This is a genomic window from Rhodococcus sp. NPDC059969, assembly GCF_042738325.1.
In the GTDB taxonomy this organism is placed as follows: Bacteria; Actinomycetota; Actinomycetes; order Mycobacteriales; family Mycobacteriaceae; genus Rhodococcus_F.
In genome coordinates this window covers 60,426-82,556 of sequence record NZ_JBHWUF010000007.1, presented here as the reverse complement: position 1 = coordinate 82,556, position 22,131 = coordinate 60,426, and the positions used below count along the sequence as shown (strand labels likewise).

At 62.6% G+C, this 22,131-nt stretch carries 21 protein-coding genes; 4 read left to right on the top strand and 17 right to left on the bottom strand.

The window, feature by feature from the left end:
- Positions 1-18 precede the first annotated feature (18 nt).
- A complete protein-coding gene (locus tag ACFWAD_RS19615; protein WP_378538139.1) occupies positions 19-915 on the top strand; it encodes a universal stress protein in 897 nt (298 codons plus the stop codon).
- A gap of 119 nt (positions 916-1,034) precedes the next feature.
- Here the strand turns inward: ACFWAD_RS19615 and ACFWAD_RS19610 are convergent, their stop codons facing one another.
- The 6 genes from ACFWAD_RS19610 to ACFWAD_RS19585 form a co-directional block, all read right to left on the bottom strand.
- The gene (locus ACFWAD_RS19610) at positions 1,035-2,084 is read right to left on the bottom strand and encodes a sulfate/molybdate ABC transporter ATP-binding protein (protein ID WP_378546786.1); all 1,050 of its coding nucleotides are present in this window, start codon (positions 2,082-2,084) and stop codon (positions 1,035-1,037) included.
- Positions 2,081-2,887, bottom strand: coding sequence for a sulfate ABC transporter permease subunit CysW (cysW, locus tag ACFWAD_RS19605; protein WP_378538134.1), 807 nt, complete (start codon positions 2,885-2,887; stop codon positions 2,081-2,083). Before cysW ends, ACFWAD_RS19610 begins: the two co-directional genes overlap by 4 nt.
- Positions 2,884-3,732, bottom strand: a complete 849-nt coding sequence (gene cysT / locus ACFWAD_RS19600) for a sulfate ABC transporter permease subunit CysT (RefSeq protein WP_378546783.1) — start codon at positions 3,730-3,732, stop codon at positions 2,884-2,886. Before cysT ends, cysW begins: the two co-directional genes overlap by 4 nt.
- 7 nt (positions 3,733-3,739) lie before the next feature.
- Positions 3,740-4,771, bottom strand: coding sequence for a sulfate ABC transporter substrate-binding protein (locus ACFWAD_RS19595; RefSeq protein WP_214514250.1), 1,032 nt, complete (start codon positions 4,769-4,771; stop codon positions 3,740-3,742).
- Positions 4,772-4,970: 199 nt separating this feature from the next.
- A complete protein-coding gene (locus ACFWAD_RS19590; protein WP_309599318.1) occupies positions 4,971-5,060 on the bottom strand; it encodes an Ms4533A family Cys-rich leader peptide in 90 nt (29 codons plus the stop codon).
- A gap of 123 nt (positions 5,061-5,183) precedes the next feature.
- Entirely contained in the window at positions 5,184-5,390 is a 207-nt protein-coding gene (locus tag ACFWAD_RS19585) for a hypothetical protein (RefSeq protein ID WP_019749040.1), read from the bottom strand.
- A gap of 82 nt (positions 5,391-5,472) precedes the next feature.
- Here ACFWAD_RS19585 and ACFWAD_RS19580 point away from each other — a divergent pair, with 82 nt between their 5' ends.
- A complete protein-coding gene (locus tag ACFWAD_RS19580; protein WP_063316226.1) occupies positions 5,473-7,431 on the top strand; it encodes a glycoside hydrolase family 15 protein in 1,959 nt (652 codons plus the stop codon).
- 57 nt (positions 7,432-7,488) lie between these two features.
- Here the strand turns inward: ACFWAD_RS19580 and ACFWAD_RS19575 are convergent, their stop codons facing one another.
- The 3 genes from ACFWAD_RS19575 to lepA all read right to left on the bottom strand — a co-directional run bounded on the left by ACFWAD_RS19575 (position 7,489) and on the right by lepA (position 11,377).
- Positions 7,489-8,469, bottom strand: coding sequence for an ABC transporter substrate-binding protein (locus ACFWAD_RS19575; RefSeq protein WP_378547268.1), 981 nt, complete (start codon positions 8,467-8,469; stop codon positions 7,489-7,491).
- Between the two features lie 79 nt (positions 8,470-8,548).
- On the bottom strand, positions 8,549-9,478 hold the full coding sequence (locus ACFWAD_RS19570) for an NAD(P)H-dependent flavin oxidoreductase (RefSeq protein WP_378546779.1): 930 nt from the start codon (positions 9,476-9,478) through the stop codon (positions 8,549-8,551).
- Positions 9,479-9,484: 6 nt separating this feature from the next.
- Positions 9,485-11,377, bottom strand: coding sequence for a translation elongation factor 4 (gene lepA / locus ACFWAD_RS19565; RefSeq protein ID WP_378546776.1), 1,893 nt, complete (start codon positions 11,375-11,377; stop codon positions 9,485-9,487).
- 72 nt (positions 11,378-11,449) lie between these two features.
- Between lepA and ACFWAD_RS19560 the strand changes: the two genes are divergently transcribed.
- Positions 11,450-11,983, top strand: a complete 534-nt coding sequence (locus ACFWAD_RS19560) for a type II toxin-antitoxin system PemK/MazF family toxin (protein WP_378546773.1) — start codon at positions 11,450-11,452, stop codon at positions 11,981-11,983.
- Positions 11,984-12,014: 31 nt separating this feature from the next.
- Here ACFWAD_RS19560 and ACFWAD_RS19555 read toward each other — a convergent pair whose 3' ends face one another.
- From ACFWAD_RS19555 to ACFWAD_RS19540, 4 genes are read right to left on the bottom strand one after another with little or no spacing between them, the layout of a single operon-like run.
- Complete coding sequence (locus ACFWAD_RS19555; protein ID WP_378546770.1) at positions 12,015-12,788, bottom strand: aquaporin; 774 nt, start codon at positions 12,786-12,788, stop codon at positions 12,015-12,017.
- A 59-nt stretch (positions 12,789-12,847) separates the two neighbouring features.
- On the bottom strand, positions 12,848-13,678 hold the full coding sequence (locus tag ACFWAD_RS19550; protein ID WP_378538543.1) for a transglutaminase domain-containing protein: 831 nt from the start codon (positions 13,676-13,678) through the stop codon (positions 12,848-12,850).
- An 8-nt stretch (positions 13,679-13,686) separates the two neighbouring features.
- On the bottom strand, positions 13,687-14,658 hold the full coding sequence (locus ACFWAD_RS19545) for an alpha-E domain-containing protein (RefSeq protein WP_095969748.1): 972 nt from the start codon (positions 14,656-14,658) through the stop codon (positions 13,687-13,689).
- A 56-nt stretch (positions 14,659-14,714) separates the two neighbouring features.
- Positions 14,715-16,343: a circularly permuted type 2 ATP-grasp protein gene (locus tag ACFWAD_RS19540; RefSeq protein WP_378546767.1), complete on the bottom strand. Its 1,629-nt coding sequence runs from the start codon at positions 16,341-16,343 to the stop codon at positions 14,715-14,717.
- A 197-nt stretch (positions 16,344-16,540) separates the two neighbouring features.
- Here ACFWAD_RS19540 and rpsT point away from each other — a divergent pair, with 197 nt between their 5' ends.
- Positions 16,541-16,801: a 30S ribosomal protein S20 gene (gene rpsT, locus ACFWAD_RS19535; RefSeq protein WP_003944567.1), complete on the top strand. Its 261-nt coding sequence runs from the start codon at positions 16,541-16,543 to the stop codon at positions 16,799-16,801.
- 169 nt (positions 16,802-16,970) lie between these two features.
- Here rpsT and holA read toward each other — a convergent pair whose 3' ends face one another.
- The 4 genes from holA to ACFWAD_RS19515 form a co-directional block, all read right to left on the bottom strand.
- Positions 16,971-17,948 carry a DNA polymerase III subunit delta gene (gene holA, locus ACFWAD_RS19530; protein WP_378546764.1) on the bottom strand — a complete coding sequence of 326 codons (978 nt, stop codon included), beginning with the start codon at positions 17,946-17,948 and terminating at the stop codon, positions 16,971-16,973.
- Positions 17,945-20,305, bottom strand: a complete 2,361-nt coding sequence (locus ACFWAD_RS19525; protein ID WP_378546761.1) for a ComEC/Rec2 family competence protein — start codon at positions 20,303-20,305, stop codon at positions 17,945-17,947. Before ACFWAD_RS19525 ends, holA begins: the two co-directional genes overlap by 4 nt.
- Complete coding sequence (locus ACFWAD_RS19520) at positions 20,302-21,210, bottom strand: helix-hairpin-helix domain-containing protein (protein ID WP_378546758.1); 909 nt, start codon at positions 21,208-21,210, stop codon at positions 20,302-20,304. The genes ACFWAD_RS19525 and ACFWAD_RS19520 overlap by 4 nt, the downstream gene beginning before the upstream one ends.
- A 126-nt stretch (positions 21,211-21,336) precedes the next feature.
- Positions 21,337-21,960 carry a LysE family translocator gene (locus ACFWAD_RS19515; protein ID WP_378546755.1) on the bottom strand — a complete coding sequence of 208 codons (624 nt, stop codon included), beginning with the start codon at positions 21,958-21,960 and terminating at the stop codon, positions 21,337-21,339.
- Positions 21,961-22,131 lie beyond the last annotated feature (171 nt).

Genomic DNA, 22,131 nt, shown 5'->3' with positions numbered 1-22,131 from the left:
CGACGCGAGGAGACTTCCATGACCAGTGCACCTGTTCGACACGGAATCGTGGCCGGTATCGACGGCTCGGCAAGCGCGGTCAACGCCGCGAGGTGGGCAGCATCGGCTGCAAAGAGATTCGACGAACCACTTCGCCTGACCCACGTGCTGCCAGGACAACCCGAGTCCGGTGGAGGTACCAACGTCACCGACGAAGAGATGTTCGACCACCACCTTCGCGTCGAGGGTGCAAAATTACTCGACGAGGCCGAGGACGCCATCCGTGATGATCACACCGACGTCACCATCGAACGCGGCCTCGTGACTGGTACTCCCGCAACCACACTCGTCGAACTCTCGAAGTCGGCGCGCATCGTTGCACTGGGTCAGGCCGGCACCAGCGAGATGCAGTCCGTGTTTCTCGGATCCGACACCATTCGGGTGGTCAACCGTGCGCACTGTCCCGTGGCCGTATTCCGAGGAACGGGTGATCACGCGATGGCCGACACCAGGCCCATCGTCGTCGGCGTCGACGGAAGCAAGCTCAGCGAACTCGCCGTCGCGCATGCTTTCGAGTTTGCCGCGTTCCTCGGCGCACCTTTGGTGGCGGTCCACACGTGGAACGAGCACGCCTCGCTGGGCGGCTATTCCGAAGCCAGGCGCTTCGTCGACTGGGGTCCGTACGAACAGCATGAGCATGCACTGTTGTCCGAGTGCCTTGCCGGTTGGACCGAGAAGTACCCCGACGTCGAAGTCACCCGAAGCGTCCAACGAAGCGGACCGATGAAGGCGCTGCTCGAGCATTCAGCGGAGGCGCAGCTTGTAGTCGTCGGTAGCCACGGACGCAGTCCGTTCATGGCGTCGATAGTCGGTTCGACCAGTCAGAGCCTGATCCACCACGCCCAGTGCCCGGTCCTCGTCTGCCGCGAGGGCTGAACCTGTCTCGCTTTTGCCCCACCCCATTTTTTTCTGAGCGAACGGCACTTTCGGCGCCTTCAGCAGACCGAAAGTGCCGTTCGCTCAACCAGGAGTGGGGGTGAAGCAGGGCAAGCAGGTCAAACCTGGCCGACGACGCTCACCGTGACCGGCTCCTGCACCGGCGTCGACACCGGGGTCTCCGGCAGATCCGGAGCCCGAGTTGCCCGGGCGTACACCGTCTCCCCTGCCTCGAGGTGCAGCGCTGCACTGTCACCGCGGGTGACCTGAGCCGAGAACAGCTCACCGGTTGCCTCGTTGCGCAGGTCGACCCGAACCTCGAAGCCGAGGTACACGACGCGCTCGACGGTTGCGCGTGTGACGCCGAGGGACTCGGCCGTTCCGGACTCCTGAGCGAGAGCCATGCTCGGATCGCGGCCGAGGCGGATGTCATGCGGACGAACCAGCTGCCCGTTGAGCTTCGCGACGGACCCGAGGAAGGACATCACGAAGTCGTTGGACGGGCGGTCGTACAGGTCGGCAGGCTCACCGATCTGCTCGATTCGCCCCTTGTTCAGCACTGCGATCCGGTCGGCGACGTCGAGCGCCTCTTCCTGGTCGTGGGTGACCAGAACGGTGGTGACGTGCACTTCGTCGTGCAGGCGACGCAACCACGTGCGCAGGTCGGCACGGACCTTCGCGTCGAGCGCACCGAAGGGCTCGTCGAGCAGGAGAACCTGCGGGTCGACAGCCAGAGCGCGCGCCAACGCCATGCGCTGACGCTGACCACCGGACAGCTGCGCCGGGTACCGATGTTGAAAGCCGTCGAGGCCGACGATCCCCAGTAATTCGTTGACCTTCTTCTCGATCTCCGGCTTCGGGCGCTTGCGGATCCTGAGCCCGAACGCCACGTTGTCCCGCACCGTCATGTGCTTAAACGCGGCGTAGTGCTGGAATACGAAGCCGATGTCACGCTTCTGCGGTGAGATGCCGGTGACGTCCTTGCCGGCGATGGTGATGGTTCCCGAATCGAGTTCTTCGAGCCCGGCGATCGAACGCAGCAAAGTCGACTTTCCCGAGCCACTTGGCCCCAGCAATGCCGTCAACGAACCCGAAGGAATGTTGACCGTCACGTCGTCGAGTGCCGCGAAATCACCGTAGTTCTTGCGGGCCCCGGTCACTGTGATCATGTGGTGCTCCTCTTACGGTCCAGCAGCGTCATCAGCAACAGGACAATGATGGCGATGCCCATCAGCAGCGTTGCCGCCGAATACGCACCAAAGGTGTTGTGGTCGTCGATGTATCGCGAATGCACCAGCAACGTCAGCGTCTGGGATACCCCCGGGAAACCGGAAGAGACCATGATGACTGCGCCGAATTCACCGAGCGAACGCGCCACCGTCAACACGATTCCGTACGTCAGGCCCCAACGGATCGCAGGCAGTGTGATCCGCCAGAACGTCTGCCAACCCGAAGCACCGAGCGTCGCGGCAGCTTGTTCCTGCTCGTCGCCGATCTCGTGCAGGACGGGTTCGACCTCCCGGACGACAAAGGGAAGCGTCACGAAAATGGTCGCGATCACCATGCCGGGCAAGCCGAAGATGACCTTGAACCCCAACGATTCGATCCCGCCGAACCAGCCGTTGGCGCCCCAGAGAAGGATCAAGGACACACCGACGACGACGGGCGAAACCGCGAACGGCAGGTCGACTACCGACTGCAGAACTCCACGGCCCGGGAACCGCCCACGGACTAAGGCGAGTGCGGTGACGACACCGAACACAACATTGATCGGGACCACGATCGCCACGATGATCAGCGACAAATTCAGCGCGGAGACGGCTGCAGGCGTCGTGATCGATTCGAAGAACGGACCGATTCCGTTCTCGAACGTTCGTGTCAGGATCACGCCGATCGGCACGACCAACAACACGAACAGGTAGACGAGCGCGACGGTCCGAAGACCGATCTTCGATCCTCTGGACACGTTCATCGGGAACTCTCCTCACGTCGCTGTCCGCGCGAAGCGAAGATTCGCAAGACGAACAGCGTCACAAATGCGATGACCAGCAGCACGACCGAGACGGCAGCGGCGTTGGTCGGACGATCGATCTCGATCTGCTGCTGAATGTACTGCGACGTCATCTGTGTCACTCGTGGGATGTTGCCGCCGATCAGGACGACCGAACCGTACTCGCCGATCGCTCGGGCGAACGCCAGTCCCGCGCCCGAGATGACGGCGGGCGCCAGCGTCGGAAGAACGACGGAGCGAAAGATCGTCCAATTGGACGCGCCCAACGATGCAGCGGCTTCCTCGACCTCACGGTCGACCTCCATCAGCACCGGCTGCACAGAGCGAACGACGAACGGCAAGGTCACGAAAGCCAGCGCCACGATCAGACCAGGCTGAGTTGCGTTGAGGTGGATGTCGATCGGCGACTGCGGGCCGTAGAGGGACAACAGCACGATCGACGCCACGATTGTCGGCAACGCGAACGGCAGGTCGATCATCGAGTTGACGATGCGCTTGCCCGGGAAGTCGTCGCGGACCAGCACCCACGCGATGATCGTGCCCATCACGACGTTGATCAGTGCCACGATCACCGAGACGAGCAATGTCACGCGCAGTGACGCCAAGGCAACTGGTGCAGTGACAGCGTCCCAGAATCCGGAGATCCCCTCGTCGAACGCGGTGGCGGTCAACGCGGCGAGCGGAAGCAGAACGATCACGGAGAGCCACAGAGTGGCTACTCCGATTCCGAGCGGCCCCACACTCCCCGTGACCCGCGCGAGTTTTCGCCGACGAGCCACGGGGGTGGGGTCAATAGTGTCAGTCACGTCAGTCTTACTTGGTCGCGTTGTCGTAGATCACTGCGATCGAACCGGTGTCCTTGGTGAACAGTGCACTGTCCACGGCCTTCCAGCCACCGAGGTCTGCGATGGTCCACAGCTTGGCCGGCTCCGGGAACTTGTCGGTGAACTTGGCAGCGACGGCGGGATCGACGGGACGGAATCCTGCTTCGGCCCAGAGCGTCTGGCCCTCGGTCGTGTAGAGGTAGTCCTTGAACGCGGTCGCCTTGTCGAGGACCTTGCTGTTCGAGATCACGGCAACCGGGTTCTCGATCTTGAAGGTCGTGGGCGGGGTGACGTGCTCGACCGGGTCGCCGTTGCCCTCGATGAACAGCGCCTCGTTCTCGTAGCTGATCAGAACGTCGCCGCTGCCCTGAAGGAAGGCTTCCGAAGCCTCACGTCCCGACTTGGGCTGGATCTTGACGTGATCATTGACCAAGGCGGTGACGTAGTCGAGGCCCGCTTGCGGGTTCTTGCCACCGTCGCTCTTTGCGGCGTAGGGCGCCAAGAGGTTCCACTTAGCCGAGCCTGAACTGAACGGGTTCGGCGTGACGACCTCGAGGCCGGGCTGCAGCAGGTCGTCCCAGTCCTTGATGCCCTTCGGATTGCCCGGACGGGTCACGATGGTGACCACCGATCCGAACGGAATTCCGTTGTAGGCGTCCTGGTTCCAGTTCTGATCGACCAGACCGGCATCGACCAGGCGGGTGATGTCAGGCTCGACGGAGAAGTTGACGAAGTCGGCTTCGGCACCGTCCTTCACCTTGCGCGACTGGTCGCCCGAGGCGCCGTACGAAGGATTGAAGTTGACGTTCTTGCCCTCGTCGGTCGCCTGGAAGGCTGCGGTGAGCTTGTCGAAGCCGGGCTTCGGCACGGCGTAGGCGAACAGGTTGATCGTGCCGGCGCTACCGTCGCTGGCAGCGCTGTCACCACCCACGGTGTCGCTCGAGCCACCACTGCACGCTGTGAGTACCACGGCCCCCATGGTCGCGATAGCGGTGAGAAGTGTGCGGGAACGGCGTTTCATTGCAGATACCTTCCTGAAAGGACTGACAAGAGAGTGGTTGACTAAATCACAAAAGTCCGAGACCTCTGGGGCTGAATCCATCGGGACGTTCAGACATGGAGAGCCGACGGGCCAAGAGCCCTGAATCGGGGGCGCGAGTGACGCGCAGTGAAGTTCGAACGGGGTGCGCAGCACCACCGGAGAGGTCGAACTCAGAAAATCAACAACAGGCGACGTCAGCGACGTCGAGCATGCCGACAGCAATCAACGCCAACTGGTGGCGGATTACGGGAGCTGTTGCTTCGGACACGCGGTGGACTTTAGCAGAGCACCGGCGCCCGCTCTAATCGGGAGAACTAACGGGTGAGAAGCCACGCGACGATCACGAGGAGAATCAGGGCTATCAGGGCGAGAGTGACCCGTGAGCGGGGCATCAGCTTTCCTCTACTTCTCGAGAATTCCTACGCAACCAGCCGAAGAGCGGCAGAGCGAGAACGGCGGCCAACGCGCGATCCAGACCGACGGCCACCAGGCGGCACAGCGGAACGACGACGATCAGGACCAACGCGACCTGCGGGATGAACGGGAGCCCCGCCATCCACAGCTCGAAGCTGTCCCACCAATCCGCAATCCGATCCACGTCAACACCCTATCCTTCGACCGAAACGGTCCCGACAGCGTGTGGATTGGACGTGTGTCGATTCTGGCCGGATGATGTCCGAATGAGTGCTGACGACGAAGTGGTGCAGACGATTCCTCCCGCCTCCACGGGTCACCATCGAAGCAACTTTCCCCCGATCGACGACTACGCGTTTCTTTCCGATTGCGAAACCTCGTGCCTGATTGCCCGTAACGGATCTGTCGAGTGGATGTGCGTTCCCCGCCCCGACTCCCCCAGCGTGTTCGGTGCCATCCTCGACCGCAGCGCAGGCCATTTCCGTATCGGCCCTTACGGCCAGAACGTACCCGCAGCCAGACGCTATCTGCCCGGCGGACTCATCCTCGAGACAACATGGCAGACGGAGACCGGCTGGCTCGTCGTTCGCGACGCACTGGTTCTCGGCCCGTGGCACAACGTCGACAAACGATCGAACACGCACAAGCGCACACCGACCGATTGGGACGCCGAACACACGCTTCTCCGTACGGTCAAATGCGTCAGCGGCACCGTCGAACTCGAGATGAGCTGCGAGCCCGCGTTCGACTATCACCGCGGCACCGCCAATTGGGAGTACACCGGCAAGGTCTACGAGGAAGCGACGGCAACGTGTCGCTCCGCCAAGCCCGGAGACCACCCCACTCTCCGCTTGACCACCGATCTCCGATTGGGTCTGGAAGGTCGCGAGGCCCGGGCCCGGACGCGACTGGTCGAAGGCGACAACGTCTACGTCGCGCTCTCGTGGTCGGATCTTCCCGCGCCGCAGACGTTCGACGAGGCCGCCGACAAGATGTGGCAGACGTCCAAGTCGTGGCGCGAGTGGGTGACCATCGGAAAGTTCCCCGATCACCCGTGGCGCGGATACCTGCAGCGCAGCGCGCTCACACTCAAGGGCCTCACCTACGCACCGACCGGAGCCCTGCTCGCGGCTTCCACGACCTCGCTACCGGAAACACCAGGCGGAGAACGTAACTGGGACTACCGCTACGCGTGGGTTCGCGATTCCACTTTTGCATTGTGGGGCCTCTACACGCTCGGGTTGGACCGTGAAGCCAACGACTTCTTCAACTTCATCTACGACGTGTCGAGTTCGGACAACGGTCAGCCGCACCCCTTGCAGGTGATGTACGGCATCGGCGGCGAGCGGACGCTCGAGGAATCCGAACTGAACCACCTCTCCGGATACGATGGCGCCCGTCCGGTGCGTATCGGCAACGGCGCGTTCGATCAACAGCAGCACGACATCTGGGGCACCATGCTCGACTCGGTGTACCTCCACATCCGTACCCGCGAGCGTGTGCCCGAAGCGTTGTGGCCGCTGCTCAAGAAGCAGGTCGAGGAAGCGATCAAGCATTGGCGCCAACCCGACCGCGGGATCTGGGAGGTGCGCGGTGAACCGCAGCACTTCACGTCGTCGAAGATCATGTGTTGGGTCGCTCTCGACCGCGGCGCCAAGCTTGCAGAGATGCAGGGCGAGAAGAGCTTTGCGCAGCAATGGACGGCCATCGCCGACGACATCAAGGCCGACATCCTCGCGCACGGTGTCGACTCGCGGGGAGTTCTGACACAGCGCTACGGGCACGATTCACTCGACGCGTCTCTGCTGCTGGCTCCGCTGCTGCGCTTCCTGCCTGCCGACGATCCGCGTATCCGCGCGACAGTGCTGGCGATCGCCGACGAGCTCACCGAAGAAGGTCTGGTCCTGCGCTATCGCGTCGACACCACCGACGACGGATTGAGCGGCGAGGAAGGCACGTTCACCATCTGTTCCTTCTGGCTGGTGTCCGCCCTCGTCGAGATCGGCGAACTGGATCGCGCAAAGCATCTCTGCGAGCGCCTGCTCGGGTTCGCGAGCCCGCTCAAGCTGTACGCGGAAGAGATCGACGCGCACACCGGTCGCCATCTGGGTAACTTCCCGCAGGCATTCACGCACCTGGCGCTGATCAACGCCGTGGTCCACGTGATCCGAGCCGAGGAAGCTGCCGAAGCCGGAGCATTCCAGCCCGCGCACAACGCAACCTAGACCCCCTGCTGTGCGCCTTTGTTAACCGCCCGCGGTTAATAAAGGCGTACAGCAGATCTAGCCGGCGACCGCTTCTAGCTGCGGCGTGATCGATTCGAGCGAGTACTTCAGCGACAGCGACGACGGAGTGTTCAGGCCGGCGACAGTCGGATAGTCGACGATGGCCAATCCGCCACCCTTCACTGCAGGCAGGTCGGCAAATCCCGGCAGCTTCATCATGTCGTCCAGCGACCCGCCGTTGGGCAGCAGCACCACGACGTCGGCACTGAGAGCGTCGACCCGTTCCGGGCTGAGTATCAGCCGACCACCGGTCACACCGGCCTCTTCGACCAGCTTGGGCGGCAACGACATTCCCAGACGCGTGAACAGTCCCGAAGCACCGTCCTCGGGATCGGCGACGATCACCAACTGAGACGTCGGGAAGACGTACTGCGACAGAAGTGCCGTCTTTCCCTTCAGCCCCGGCAGTCGCTGTGCGAGCGCATCGATCTGTCCGTTCGTGGACTCGACGATCTCGTCGGCCCGAGACTCCTTGTCGAGGACTCGACCGAGAATCTCGACTTGGTCCTGCCACGGATCGACCTGGACGTCGGACAGACCGGCAATGGTCGGTGCGATCTTGCTCAACTGGTCAAAATCGTCCTGATCGGCGACGGAGAACCCACCGAGAATCAGATCGGGATCCAAGGCCGCAATTTCTTCGACTTTGAGCGGGACACCGAACTGCTGGATCGCGGAGCGATCGAGTTCCTTCGCCGACGCGTCGACGCCGCTCTCCCACGGGAACAGGCCACGCTCGTCACCCATCGGGCCGGCAGCCAGGTACCCCACCGGTTGGATTCCGAGTTCGAGCAGGGCGTCGAGCCACTGGGTGTCGGCCGCGACGATGCGCGTCGGCGTGCCGGTGATCGTGGTGGCGCCGAACTTGTGGTCGACCGTGGTGACCCGACCGTCCGCGATCTCGTCGGCGTCCGAAGACGAACAACCACTGATACCGACGACCAGTGCTCCCAAAAGAGCCACCGCCGAGAACTTCATCGCACGCACGAAATACTCCTCCACTAGTTAGTAGAGGCTTACCTTCTCATATGGGACGCGTCTGTGTCCGACCTTGCTTTCAGGCGAAACGAGCGAGCAGACGCTCCGCTTCGGCGCCGATGCGTCGAACCACGTCGACGGCCGGATGGGTTCCGTGCACGAGTCCCACCGCTTCTCCGGCGTAGACGACACCGCTGTGCGGATCCGACGGGTCGTACGCCTTTGCCAATGTTTCTTCGTCGGCGTCGACTCCGTGCCAGGCGGCGGTGAACTCGTTGGCCACCGCGCGGCCACCCCACCGCTGCGGCCACGGCTGACTTCGGGCACGGTCGAAAACTGAGGTGTAGATCGTGTCGGTGCTTCCGGCTTCGACGACGCGGTCGCGGGCGTAGTCCGGTCCGACTGTCTCCGGGCTGGCAAGCAGCGCCGTGCCGATCATCACGCCTTCGCCGCCGGCTGCCAGGACTGCAGCCAAGCCGCGCCCGGTTCCGATTCCACCTGCTGCCAGAACTGGAAGCGTCGTCGCTTCCAGGATCTCCTGCAGCAGCGGCAGAGTTCCGATTCGGCCGGTGTGCCCGCCTGCCTCACCGCCTTGTGCGATCACGCCGTCGACACCTGCGGCCTCGACAATGCGAAGGTCTTCGAGCGTATTGATCTGTGACACAACAGGAATACCGGCGTCGTGGATGCCTCCGACGTACGCTGCGGGATCCCCGAACGACAAGGTGATCATGGTCGGTGCGACGGCAATCGCGGCGTCGAGCATCAGCTCGTTCTCGGGCAGCGACCACGTCATCAGGCCGACGCCGAATTTTCCGCCGATCGACCGGGCAACCTCGGCTTCCGCCTCGATCCACTCCGGTGTGTTGTACCGGGCTGCGCCCAGTAGACCCAAACCACCGGCAGCCGAGACGGCTCCGGCGAGCGCACCGCCGGCGCGGCCACCCATGGGTGCCCCGAGAACGGGGATTTCGATTCCGAACTCTCGGGACAACCAGGTGGTGACCATGCGCTCCTACTTCTTGGGCTTCTCGCCAACCGATTCCGACGTCAGAGCCGCGACGAATGCTTCCTGAGGCACCTCGACGCGACCGATGGTCTTCATGCGCTTCTTGCCTTCCTTCTGCTTCTCGAGCAGCTTGCGCTTACGGCTGATGTCGCCGCCGTAGCACTTGGCAAGGACGTCCTTGCGGATTGCACGAATGTTCTCGCGCGAGATGATCTTGGCGCCGATCGCAGCCTGGATCGGAACCTCGAACTGCTGGCGCGGGATCAGCTCACGAAGCTTCGACGTCATGCGTCCGCCGTAAGCGCCGGCGTTGGAACGGTGCACGATCGAGGAGAACGCGTCGACGGCCTCGCCCTGCAGGAGGATGTCGACCTTCACCAGGTCGGCCTGCTGCTCACCGGCCTCCTCGTAATCGAGGCTGGCATAACCCTTGGTGCGGGACTTGAGGGCGTCGAAGAAGTCGAACATGATCTCGCCCATGGGCAGTTCGTAACGCAATTCGACGCGAGTCTCGGAGAGGTAGTCCATGCCGCCGAGTTCACCGCGACGGGACTGGCACAGCTCCATGATGGCGCCGACGTACTCGCTCGGGGCGATGACGGTGCACTTGGCGACCGGCTCGTAGACCTCGCGAACCTTGCCTTCCGGCCAGTACGACGGGTTGGTGACGATGACCTCGGCCCCATCCTCCATCACGACGCGGTAGACGACGTTGGGCGCGGTGGAAATCAGTTCCAGGCCGAACTCACGCTCGAGGCGGTCGCGGGTGATCTCCATGTGCAGCAGGCCGAGAAAGCCGCAGCGGAAGCCGAATCCGAGGGCAACCGACGTCTCCGGCTCGTAGGCCAATGCCGCGTCGTTGAGGCGGAGCTTGTCGAGAGCGTCGCGCAGCACCGGGTAGTCCGAGCCGTCCATCGGGTAGAGACCTGAATAGACCATCGGCTTGGGATCGCGGTAGCCGACCAGCGGTTCGGTCGCGCCATTGCGGGTTGTGGTGACGGTGTCACCGACGCGCGACTGGCGGACGTCCTTCACACCGGTGATGAGGTAGCCCACCTCGCCGACGCCCAGACCGATACTGGCCTTCGGCTCGGGAGAAATGATGCCGACCTCGAGCAGTTCGTGTGTGGTGCCCGTCGACATCATCGTGATCTTCTCGCGGGGACGGATCCGACCGTCGACCACACGCACGTAGGTGACCACGCCGCGGTATGCGTCGTAAACCGAGTCGAAGATCATGGCGCGAGCCGGACCGTCAGCATCACCCACGGGTGCGGGGATCTGCACGATTACTTCGTCGAGCAGTTCCTTGACGCCTACGCCGGTCTTGCCCGACACGCGCAGGACATCGCCGGGCTCGCAGCCGGTGATGTGCGCGATCTCTTCCGCATAGCGGTCGGGGTCCGCGGCCGGGAGGTCGATCTTGTTGAGGACGGGAATGATCTTGAGATCCTTCTCCATCGCCAGGTAGAGGTTGGCCAGCGTCTGAGCTTCGATGCCCTGAGCTGCGTCGACCAGCAGAATTGCGCCCTCACACGCTTCGAGCGCACGGGAGACCTCATATGTGAAGTCGACGTGACCGGGAGTGTCGATGAGGTGGAGAACAAACTCTTCGCCGTCGACGGTCCAGGGCAGACGAACGTTCTGGGCCTTGATGGTGATGCCGCGTTCACGCTCGATGTCCATACGGTCCAGGTACTGCGCACGCATCGCCCGCTCTTCGACCACACCGGTGAGCTGCAGCATGCGATCTGCCAGCGTCGACTTACCGTGATCGATGTGCGCGATGATGCAGAAGTTCCGGATCTGCGCAGGATCCGTGAACGTCTTGTCGGCGAAGCTGCTGATGGGAGACCCCTTAGTCGGACCGGCACCGGCCCGGATCCGGGCCGCTGTCAACCCTCAGGATATCCAAGTCTCGGCGCCGCCGTACCAGGGGTTCCCGCGGGCGGGTGATTATGCTCGAACGCTATGGCAAGCATGTGGAAGCAGATCGGCAGAACCCTCGGAGCCCTCGCGGTGGAGAAGGGCCCTGCGTTGCTGCGCCAGTTGCAGTCGTCAACGTCTCAGTCGTCTACCTCGAAGCCTGGTCCGTCCGGCCGACCGATCGCCGCTCGGACATCTCCGACCGCACATCGCGCCAGGAGGGTGGAGTACTCCCCCGACCTCGACGGCAAAGCCGATCCAGGCGAGATCGTCTGGACCTGGGTTGCCTACGAGGAAGATCCGACCCAGGGCAAAGACCGTCCGGTGCTGGTGGTCGGCCGCGACGGCGACACGCTGCTCGGCCTGATGTTGTCTTCGCAGAGCAAGCGCGAAGGTGAGCGCGATTGGCTCGCAATCGGTTCGGGCCCGTGGGACGGCGAGGGAAGGCCCAGCTGGGTCCGGCTCGACCGGGTGCTCGACGTTCCCGAGAGCGGGATCCGGCGCGAGGGCGCTGTCATGGATCACAAGAAGTTCGACGCGGTCGCGGCAAAACTTCGGGCCGACTTCAGCTGGAGCTGAAGCCGACCCGAAGGGATAGAAGCAGTATCGATCAGCTGTCCATACGGTTGAACCGTCCGAAGAGTGCTCGATAGATGAGTGCACCGAGTGCACCGCCGATCAGCGGGAACACGATGAACAACCACACTTGACCTAGTGCGCCGTCCTGGAAGGGCGCGACTGCGAGGCTTCGAGCGGGGTTGACGGAGGTGTTGTCGATCGGGATCGAGATCAGGTGAATGACGGCCAGGGTGAAGCCGATGGACACTCCGGCAAGCGGTACGTCCGAGATCTGATCGGTCGACGCGAGAACGACGAACACCAGCAGCGCTGTCAGCAGGATCTCGATGATCATGGCGGCACCGATGCCGTAACCGTCCGAGACCACGTTGCCGAGAAGATTCTTCTCGGCCGACGGACTGTGTGCACCCCAACCGTTTGCGCCCAGTCCGTCAGCAGCACGGTTGTACGCCGGGAGACTGTTGGCCACCGTGTAGATCACGACGCCCGCGACCAACCCGCCGATCACTTGCGCGACAACGTAAATCGCCGCATTGACGGCTGAGATTCGCCCGATCACGAATTGGCCGAGGGTCACCGCCGGGTTGACGTGGCAACCGGAAATCGGCCCGATCGCATAGACGAGGAACAGCAGGGTCAAGCCGAATGCGAAGGCAACTCCGAGATTGCCGACTTTCGCACCTGCGAAGACGGCAGTTCCGACCGCGGAGAACACGAGCACAAAAGTCCCCACCGCTTCGGCCGCATACTTCTTCACATCCGAGATCGGTTCGACCTCAGTCAATTCCTGTGCAGTTGGAGACATATTCCCACCTTCTTCTCATCGAACGGTAGTAATGCTCACGCGCCTAGATTTGCCGGACTTTACGCAAGCCTGGTGATCTCCACAACAACTTCAAGATCTGTGGAGCGTCCACCGGAAAAGATTCCCTTCAAAGGCGGCACATCCGAATAGTCCCTTCCTATTCCGACGGAGACATGCTGTTCATTCACAGCTATCGCATTGGTCGGGTCATATCCCCACCACGCGCCGGTCCACGCTTCGATCCACGCGTGCGATTCCCCGACCACCGTGTCCCCGACTGCCGCATCACGTTTGGGGTGGAGATAGCCGGAAACGTATCGACACGGAATGCCCATCGTTCGTAGCAATACCAAGGTCAGATGCGCATAATCCTGGCAGACGCCTTTCCTGGCCGACCAGGCCTCGACCGCCGACGTATGCACTCCGGTCGTACCCGGAACATAAGACATTTCACCGTAAACCCATTGCGACGCAGCCACTACTGCATCTTCAGGTGATTTATCTTTGCGCAATTCCTTGGCAATTGTCGCCAGCTTACGATCACGCGGAACATATCTCGTGAAACTCAGTTGCTCGTTGAATCGATCTTTAATCGCGTCACCCGATAATTCATCCCAGTCGACGGTTTCCTCGGGCTGAACGAACGGTTCCGTCTCCACCACCGACAGTCCGGTCACTTCGAGTTCGGTGTGCGGCGCGTGCAAGTCGAACGCAGTCACCGCGGTGCCCCAGTAATCGGTGTACCGGTAGGAACGCGTTGCCGGCTGGGTTTCGACGCGCGTGAGGATCACCGTCTGCCTGGTGTCGCCGCGGGGTGTCAATCGCGCCTCGTTGTACGACGACGTCACCGGGGCGTCATACGCATATCCCGTGGTGTGCACGACCCTCATTCGCCAGCTCACAGCTCTCCCTCCACCGTCGAATCCGCGTACGCGGCCCCGGCATCCGTCCATGCGACCCACGGCGCGGCGTGGAAGTACTGCAATGCAATTGCCTCACCCAGTTCGCGGCACGTCTCCTGCCAACCGAGCAACCGTCCCTGCAGATCCTCGAGCAACACGCCCTGTGGCAAAAACTCGAGCTCACTGCGTGCGCGGCCCAGAAGCCGCGGCGCCTCCGCCCGGATTCCGACGCGACTGCCCGGCTGCGGGTCGAGTTCCTGCAGGCACTTCTCGGCCTGCCTGATCGAGTGGAACACCGAGCGCGGAAAGAGCCTGTCCAACAAGATGAACTCGACGACGCGATTGGCGTCGAGTGCTCCGCGATACGTACGCAGATACGTGTCATGCGCACCCGCCGAGCGAAGAACACTGACCCACGCCGGCGAAGACGGTCGGTCACCGGCGCGCGCCAGCAGCATTCGCACGATCATGTCGACACGTTCGATCGAGCGCCCCAGCAGAAGGAACCGATAGCCGTCGTCGCGACTGAGCGTGGAATCCGCCAGGCCCGCGAACATCGCTGCGCGTTCCTCCACGTAGCGGAAGAACTCGTGCGGCCCCAGCCTGCGTGACGCGCGTTCACGCTCAGCCAATCCGTTGTACGTGGTGTTCAAGCACTCCCACATCTCACTCGACGTGACCTCACGTGCTCCGCGAGCATTCTCTCGGGCACTCGCCAGCGAGTCCACGATCGAACCAACCTGATTGCGACTGAACGCAACCAGATCGGTGAGGGAACGCACGTCGAGCTTCTCCTCCGGCGCCTCGATGCCGAGAACACGCAAGAGCAAGCGCGACGTGCGGTCAGGATCGACGGTGGCGTCGTCGAGAAGTTGGTGGACGGCGACATCGAGGATCCGAGCGGTGTCGTCCGCCCGCTCGACGTAGCGGCCGATCCAGTAGAGAGACTCTGCGTTGCGAGCAAGCATCAGTCACCACGCTCCGTTCGCTGATAGTTCTTGGTAGCTGGGCAGTTCAGTGGAGTTCACTGTTGCTGCTGCTGTTGTTGTTGTTGTGAGGTGCTCAGCTCCGGTCCCTGCACCGGTTCCGCGGATTCCGGGGGCTCGGACACCAACTCCTCGCCGGACAGCTCCGGGTCCTCGTGAGAGGTGCGGCTCGCGAGCACCCACGTGTCCTTGCTTCCGCCGCCCTGGCTGGAGTTGACCACCAGCGAACCTTCCGGAAGCGCCACCCGGGTCAGACCGCCGGGCAACACCCACACGTCGTCACCGTCGTTGACGGCAAAGGGCCGCAAGTCCACATGGCGCGGCGAGAGAACGTCGTCGATCTTGGTCGGCACCGTGGACAACTGCACGAGAGGCTGCGCGATCCATCCGCGCGGGTCCGCCTTGATCTTGCGGGTGATCGCGGCCAGTTCCTTGGGGCTCGCGTCGGGCCCGAAGACGATTCCGTAGCCGCCGGACCCTTCCACAGGCTTGATGACGAGTTCCGCGACCCGGTCGAGGACTTGCTCGCACTCCTCGTCCAACCAACAGCGGAACGTGTCGACGTTCTGCAAGAGCGGCTTCTCACCGAGGTAGTAGTCGATGATCTGCGGAACGTAGGTGTAGACCAGCTTGTCGTCACCGACTCCGTTGCCGACGGCACTCGAGATCACCACGTTGCCTGCCCGCGCCGCATTCAATAGACCTGCGACGCCGAGAATCGAATCCGGGCGGAAGTGCATCGGGTCGAGGTACTCGTCGTCAATGCGGCGATAGATGACGTCGACCTGGCGCTCACCTTCCGTCGTACGCATGTAGACCATGTTGTCGCGGCAGAACAGGTCGCGACCTTCGACGAGTTCCACGCCCATCTGACGAGCGAGCAACGAATGCTCGAAATAGGCCGAGTTGGCAATACCTGGTGTGAGAACAACCACTGTGGGGTCCGCTTCGTTGAGTGCAGCACCCGCGCGCAGCGCCCTCAGTAAGTGTGTTGCGTAATCCCCGACGGCCCGCACCTTGTGGGACATGAACAGGTCGGGGAACACCCGAGTCATCGTGCGACGGTTTTCCATCACATAGGAGACGCCGGACGGAGATCGCAGGTTGTCCTCGAGAACTCGGAACTCCCCGGCCTCGTCGCGGACCAAGTCGATACCGGCGACGTGGATTCGCACACCATTGGGCGGCACGATGCCGGCCGCTTCACGGTGGAAGTGCTCACACGAGGTGACCAGACGGCGCGGCAGCACGTGATCGCGCAGGATTCGCTGCTCGCCGTAAATGTCCGCGAGGAACAGCTCGAGCGCCTTCACACGCTGCTTGATGCCCTTTTCCAGCCGCGACCACTCCTGCGCGGCAATGACGCGCGGCACCAGATCCAATGGAAACGGTCGTTCCTGCCCGGACAGCGAGAATGTCACGCCCTGGTCGATGAATGCGCGTCCGAGCGCGTCGGCACGCGCGGCGAGGTCGGCGCTGCTCGTCGGCGCCAGGGCTTTGAACACGCCCTTGTACGGAGCACGCACCGAGCCGTCGGGCTCGAACATCTCGTCGAAAGCCAACTCGTAGCGACCGATGTCTGAATATCCGTCGAACACTGCAGCGGGACGCGCTCGGGTGGTGGTCGAACCTGTTTTACTCGAACTTTTCGAAGGCGGCGGCGTCATAGGGCAACATGCTGCTACAAGTGCGGCTATTCGGCAGCGCGGCGAGAGTTCGGACGCTCGGTGTACTCTTCTCGACAGACGCAACGTGCGACGGTTTGGGTTCTTGGGCCCTCGGCTGGTAATCTTGCCAGTCGGTGCATCAGTGCGCCCACAGCTTTCTCGACCGTAACCAGCTAAAGACGACAAGGATTTTACGCGTGGCCAACATCAAGTCCCAGGTGAAGCGAATCCGTACCAACGAGGCGGCCCGACTCCGTAACCAGTCGGTGAAGTCCTCGCTGCGTACCGCGATCCGTTCATTCCGCGAGGCTGCGGCAGCCGGTGACAAGGACAAGGCCAACGAGCTCCTCGTCTCCACCAGCCGCAAGCTCGACAAGGCAGCCAGCAAGGGCGTTATTCACGCCAACCAGGCTGCCAACAAGAAATCTGCACTCTCGCAGGCTGCCAACAAGCTCTGACGTTTCCACTGTGACGGTTCGCCGTCATACTGGTTCGTCTCGATAGCCGCCAGGTCGAAAGACCAGGCGGCTATTTTGCGTTCTCGATCAGGCTTGCTGGGTTACTGGACGGGTGTCTCCACGGTCGCGAGACTACTGCCGGCCAACCTCGCGCTGAGACATCGTGTCCTCAGTTCTTCCGCAACGCACACACTTTCCGCACTGCCATCTCCAGGGCGAAGGACGAGTCGACTGCGGCGCCCTTCACATCGGCGTTGAGGGCAGCGACGATCTGCATGGCAGCGCCGATCGACGTGGGATCCCAGCCGCCGACTTCCTTGATCGCCTTCTTGACCTTCCACGGCGGCATTCCGAGATCCGACGCCAACCGGAACGGGTCACCGCCCCGTGCAAACGGGCCGACCTTCGCGATGGTGTGGACTGCGTCGGCGAGGGCATCAGCGAGCAGGACATGGGCAGTTCCGATCTGATCTGCCCATCGGAGCGCCTCGAGCGCACCCCGGGTATCGCCGACGATGACTTTGTCGGCCACGTCGAATCCGGAAACCTCGGCCTTGCCCGAGTAATACTTGTGGACCGCATCGACGTCGATCTTGCCGCCGGTATCTGCCGCCAATTGTGAGCAGGCCGATGCCAGTTCGCGGAGGTTGGAGCCGACACTTTCGATCATCGCTGCGATCGCGTCGGGCGCAACCCTGACGTCGGCGGTCCGGAACTCACCGCGGACGAAGTCGACCAGCTGACTCTTGTTCAGTTTTCCGCAGCTGTGCACCGTGGCACCGAACTTCTCGAGGGCCGGTGCCAACGCTTTCGCGCGACCGCCGCCCGAGTGCACGACGATCAGAACGACGCCTTCTGCCGGCTCACGCGCCGCCTCCAGGACAAGAGCTACGGCATCTTTGCCTGCTTCTGCCGCCGATTCCAAGACGATCACACGGTCTTCGGCAAAAAGAGAGGGGCTGAGCAGTTCAGCCAACTCGGGAGCATTGGTGTCGCCCGCACGCATCTTGGTTACCGGGAGATCCGAAATACCCTGGCCGCGGTCACCGCGGACGGCTCTGATGAGCTGCGATACCGTGCGGTCGATCAGGAACTCGTCGTCCCCCAGAACAAGATGCAGCGGATCGACTCCAGACGGATTACTCACCCGAAGATGGTCCCACGAGGAACCGACACGATCGACACAGACCCGCCGCCCCCGCCGTACACAGCGACGGTGCCGTCGACGTCGGTCCGAACCACCGCCCCGCCCAATGAATCCAGTTCATCGAGAACCTCCGCATTCGGGTGCCCGAAACTGTTGCCGACGCCGACGCTGATCATCGTCAACCTCGGACGCACCGCTTCCAGAAATGCCGACGACGTGGTCCGAGAACCGTGATGGGGCAGCTTCAACACATCGGCCTTCACGTCCGCTCCCGATCGGAGGATAGCCTCCTCCCCCGCAACTTCGGCGTCGCCCGTCAACAGAATTCGACCCGCGCCCGTGTGCGCCATCACCATCAGCGACTGATCGTTGGCGGCGTCCGCGCCGTCCCCCGCATCGCGGGGAGCCGGAACCAACGGACCGAGAACCTCCACGTTCACCGACCCCAACGTCAACTCCATACCTGCGCGCAACGAGACAACCGGAACGGCCTGCGAGTCGGCGGCTTCCTTCACTGCCCGAAAACCTGACTCCGGCAACAACATCGACCCGACTCCGACAGCAGCGACCGAACGCCCACCCAGAACTGCTTCAAATCCACCGATGTGATCGGCATGAAAATGACTGATCATCAGCAACGCGATGTCGTTGACGTCCAACATGTTCAGGCAACGATCCATCGACGTGGGATCAGGACCGACATCGACGACGATCACCCTGCCGTCGCCGGTCGAGAGCACCAGACCGTCCCCCTGACCGACGTCGCACATCACCAGTACCCACCCCGGAGCAACACGGCCACCCCCGAACACGTGTTGAAAGATAAGCGCTAGAACAACTCCCAGAACGAGGACGCCAACCACCCATCTCGAGATCCGATTCCACAGCGTCAGCGCTACGACCAGTAAGACGCCCACGACGACGAGAGCGCCGATGAGTCCTGACGGCACCACCACCGACGCTCCGGGAAGCGCCGCCGCCCGCTCGGACACGTATAGCAGCCACCCCATCGGAGGCCGGACGAGCGGAGCAATGAACACGGCAATCGACGGACTGATCAGCGCACACAAGGCAATTACCGCACCGAACACCGTGACAATTCCGATCACGGGAGTCACCGCCATGTTCGCGGCAATCGTGACGACACTGAATGTTCCCGCCATGGCGCCCACCAACGGTGCAGTGACGACAAACGCAGCACTGGAGACGGCTGTCATCTCCGCGAGCCAACGGGGCCAACCTTTTCGACGGAGGACATCCACCCACACCGGGGCAATGATCACCAGCGCACCCGTGGCCGTGGTCGACAGCGCGAATCCCCAGTCGACGGCAAGCTCGGGCATCACGACTACCAGAACGATGACGGCGGCGGCAAGAGCAGGCAGTGCCTGTTTGCGACGACCGGTGACCAAACTGAGCAGGCCGATCAGGCCCATCACCGAGGCACGCAGAACACTCGGCGACGGCCTCGCGACGACAACAAAAGCGACGAGGGCCATCAGTGCCAAGACAGCGCCGACTCGCGGACTCAGCGCCGCTGCTCTGACCAACAGCAGAACGGCCCCGAGCAGAATGCTGATGTTGGCGCCGGACACCGCGGTGAGATGGGAAAGCCCGGCAACGGTGAAGTTGTCCTTCACCACCGGCGACAGAGCCGATGTGTCTCCGACGACGAGGCCGGGCAGCAGACCTGCCTGATCGGGCGGGAGTGAAGCCGAGCACGCAGCCGCGAAACGAGTGCGCACCACACTCGCCCATCGCTGGTACCAGGGCACGTCTCCCACCGCGGTGGGCGGCCCTTCGGATGTGATCACGGCGAGCGTGGAGTCTCTACGCCATGGCTGACTCGCCCGGCCGCGAACCGTGAGGCTCTGCCCTGGAACAACTTCGAGCCATGACGAACTGGGCGCCCGGATGGTGACCAAGCCGCCTCCGGAGTACCTGTGGTTGTGTGCAGTCACCGAATTGACGGTTGCCCGGAAGAAGACCTGACCTTGACCCACCGCGCCGGAGACCACGTGCGGATCCTCAGTGGGTTCCACTTCGACACTCACCCACGATCCCTCGAGGGCAGCCCGGGTCAGTGGGTGCCTCTCGACCTCGGTCGCTCGCCACCCGCTGACCGCACTACACCCGGCGCCGAACAGCAATGCAACCAACATGATTCGTGCCCACACCGTAGATGTCCGGCGCACGACCACGACAGTCAGGATTGCCGCTGGAGCAGCGCACGCCACCGCCAGTACCCACGCGGCGACCGCGCCGAACAGTATCCCCACCGCACTGCTCCCCCACACTGCGACGGCCGACAGAAGCAGTCGAGCGTCGAGAACGGGCCGGACCTCCGATTCGTTCATACCGACACCAGCACTCGCAGCTTCGCCAACCTCGCGGGGCCGATCCCGTCGACTTCCCCCAATTGCTCGATGTCCGTGAACTTTCCGTTGGAGGTGCGCCAGGAAACAATCGCCGCAGCCGTTACCGGCCCCACCCCGGGAAGCTCGTCCAATTCGGCCTCGGTAGCGGTGTTGAGGTTCACCGTGCCGGCCCCGCCCGTTTCACCTGTAGCGGCAGCGCCGGTATCTCCCGCGGTGGTGCTCGAACTCGGCGATACACCGCCGGACTGATCGGCCGCACCCACCACGATCTGATCACCGTCGGCGAGCTTCTGCGCCAGATTCAGGCCCACTGTCTCGGCGCCCTCGAGCACTCCACCTGCCGCAGCGAGCGCGTCAGCGATGCGCGAGCCCGAATGTAGGTTGACAAGCCCAGGCGTGCGCACGAGTCCGACGACACTGACCACCAGAGCCTCAGGCCGCTGCTCTGCTACGACACCGGTAGGTACGGGACTGGCTGATTCACCATCGTCGGCAGTGACATTCTGCGCCGTGACATTCTGGGGCGAGGGCAGCGGTGGGACCGCCTGCATACTCGGAGAATCCCACCACACGGTGAACAAGCCGACAGCCGTGGCCAGTGCAGCGACGATCGCCAACACCCAGGTCGCCGATCGACTCGGGCGCCAACGTGTTCCGCGCCAACGCTCGGGCAGTCGATCGAACCGTGACGAGTCGGGTTGAGCTTCGTACTCTTCCTCGTCGAAGTCCTGAAGCCACTCGGGGGATCTCTCGAATGGCTGCGGGGACCTCTCGAAAGACGCTGAATCCTCGAATTCTTCGACGTCCTCGCGTCGCCGCCTGTAGTTGCCGTCCATCGCCGCGAGGCGATCACGCGCCCGCTCGCGCTCCTCGCTGATCCTCATGACTGGACGCTAACGAGAGACCTCGCCGCCAACGACGAACAATTTCAATCTGTGGAGAACTCGAGGGTTGTGGAGAATTCGTCTCGCGGTTGGTTGTGGTCACCGAGTGATCCGGCTGGAGAATGCCTAGGCGAAAGCGCTCAGTACTACATAGACGCCGACGGCTGTGATCACCACGCCCATCGATCTGAAGACACGCTGTCGAATTCGTGCGTCGCTCAGTTTCTTCGACATGAAGGCTGCGCCCAATGCAAGAGTTCCAAGCCATCCGAATGCCACCGCGGCATCGACAATTCCGAGACTGAGAACGGAGTACACCGTCAATGGCTGCGCATACTGCGGCGCCACGAGTAGAAAGAACAATCCGACCTTCGGATTGAGGATGCACGAAACGAAGCCCTGAGCGAATGCACGCCATCCAGTTGATTGTGCCTGCAGAGCAATTGAATCCAATTCGATGTCGGAAGTGTCCCGATAGAGAAACTCCCGGACACCCAGGTACATCAAATACAGACCACCCGCGACATGGAGTGCTGCTGCCGCCATTGGAGTGTGCGCCAGGAAACTTGCCGCTCCCACCGCAACAAGTGCTGCCCATGCAATCGATCCGATTGCGGATCCCGCAGCCACCATGAACCCGAACAATCGACGTTCAAGCGCAAGTTTGATCACCAGTAGTGAATCGGGACCCGGCGATATCGACAACGCCAGGCAAAGAACTGCGAAACTCGCCAGGTTGCCAATCTGCATGCGACTTCTCTCCCCCTGCGCCCCGAATGCTCTGCGCAGAGTCGTCCCCCGACCCATTCCGACAGCGGTAACGATGAAGTTCGAGCTATCGGGTCACGATCGAGAATGATACGAGCGAACGAACTTCTCCGCGATCGATTTGTTTTGATGCATCGACATCAGCACAGTGAT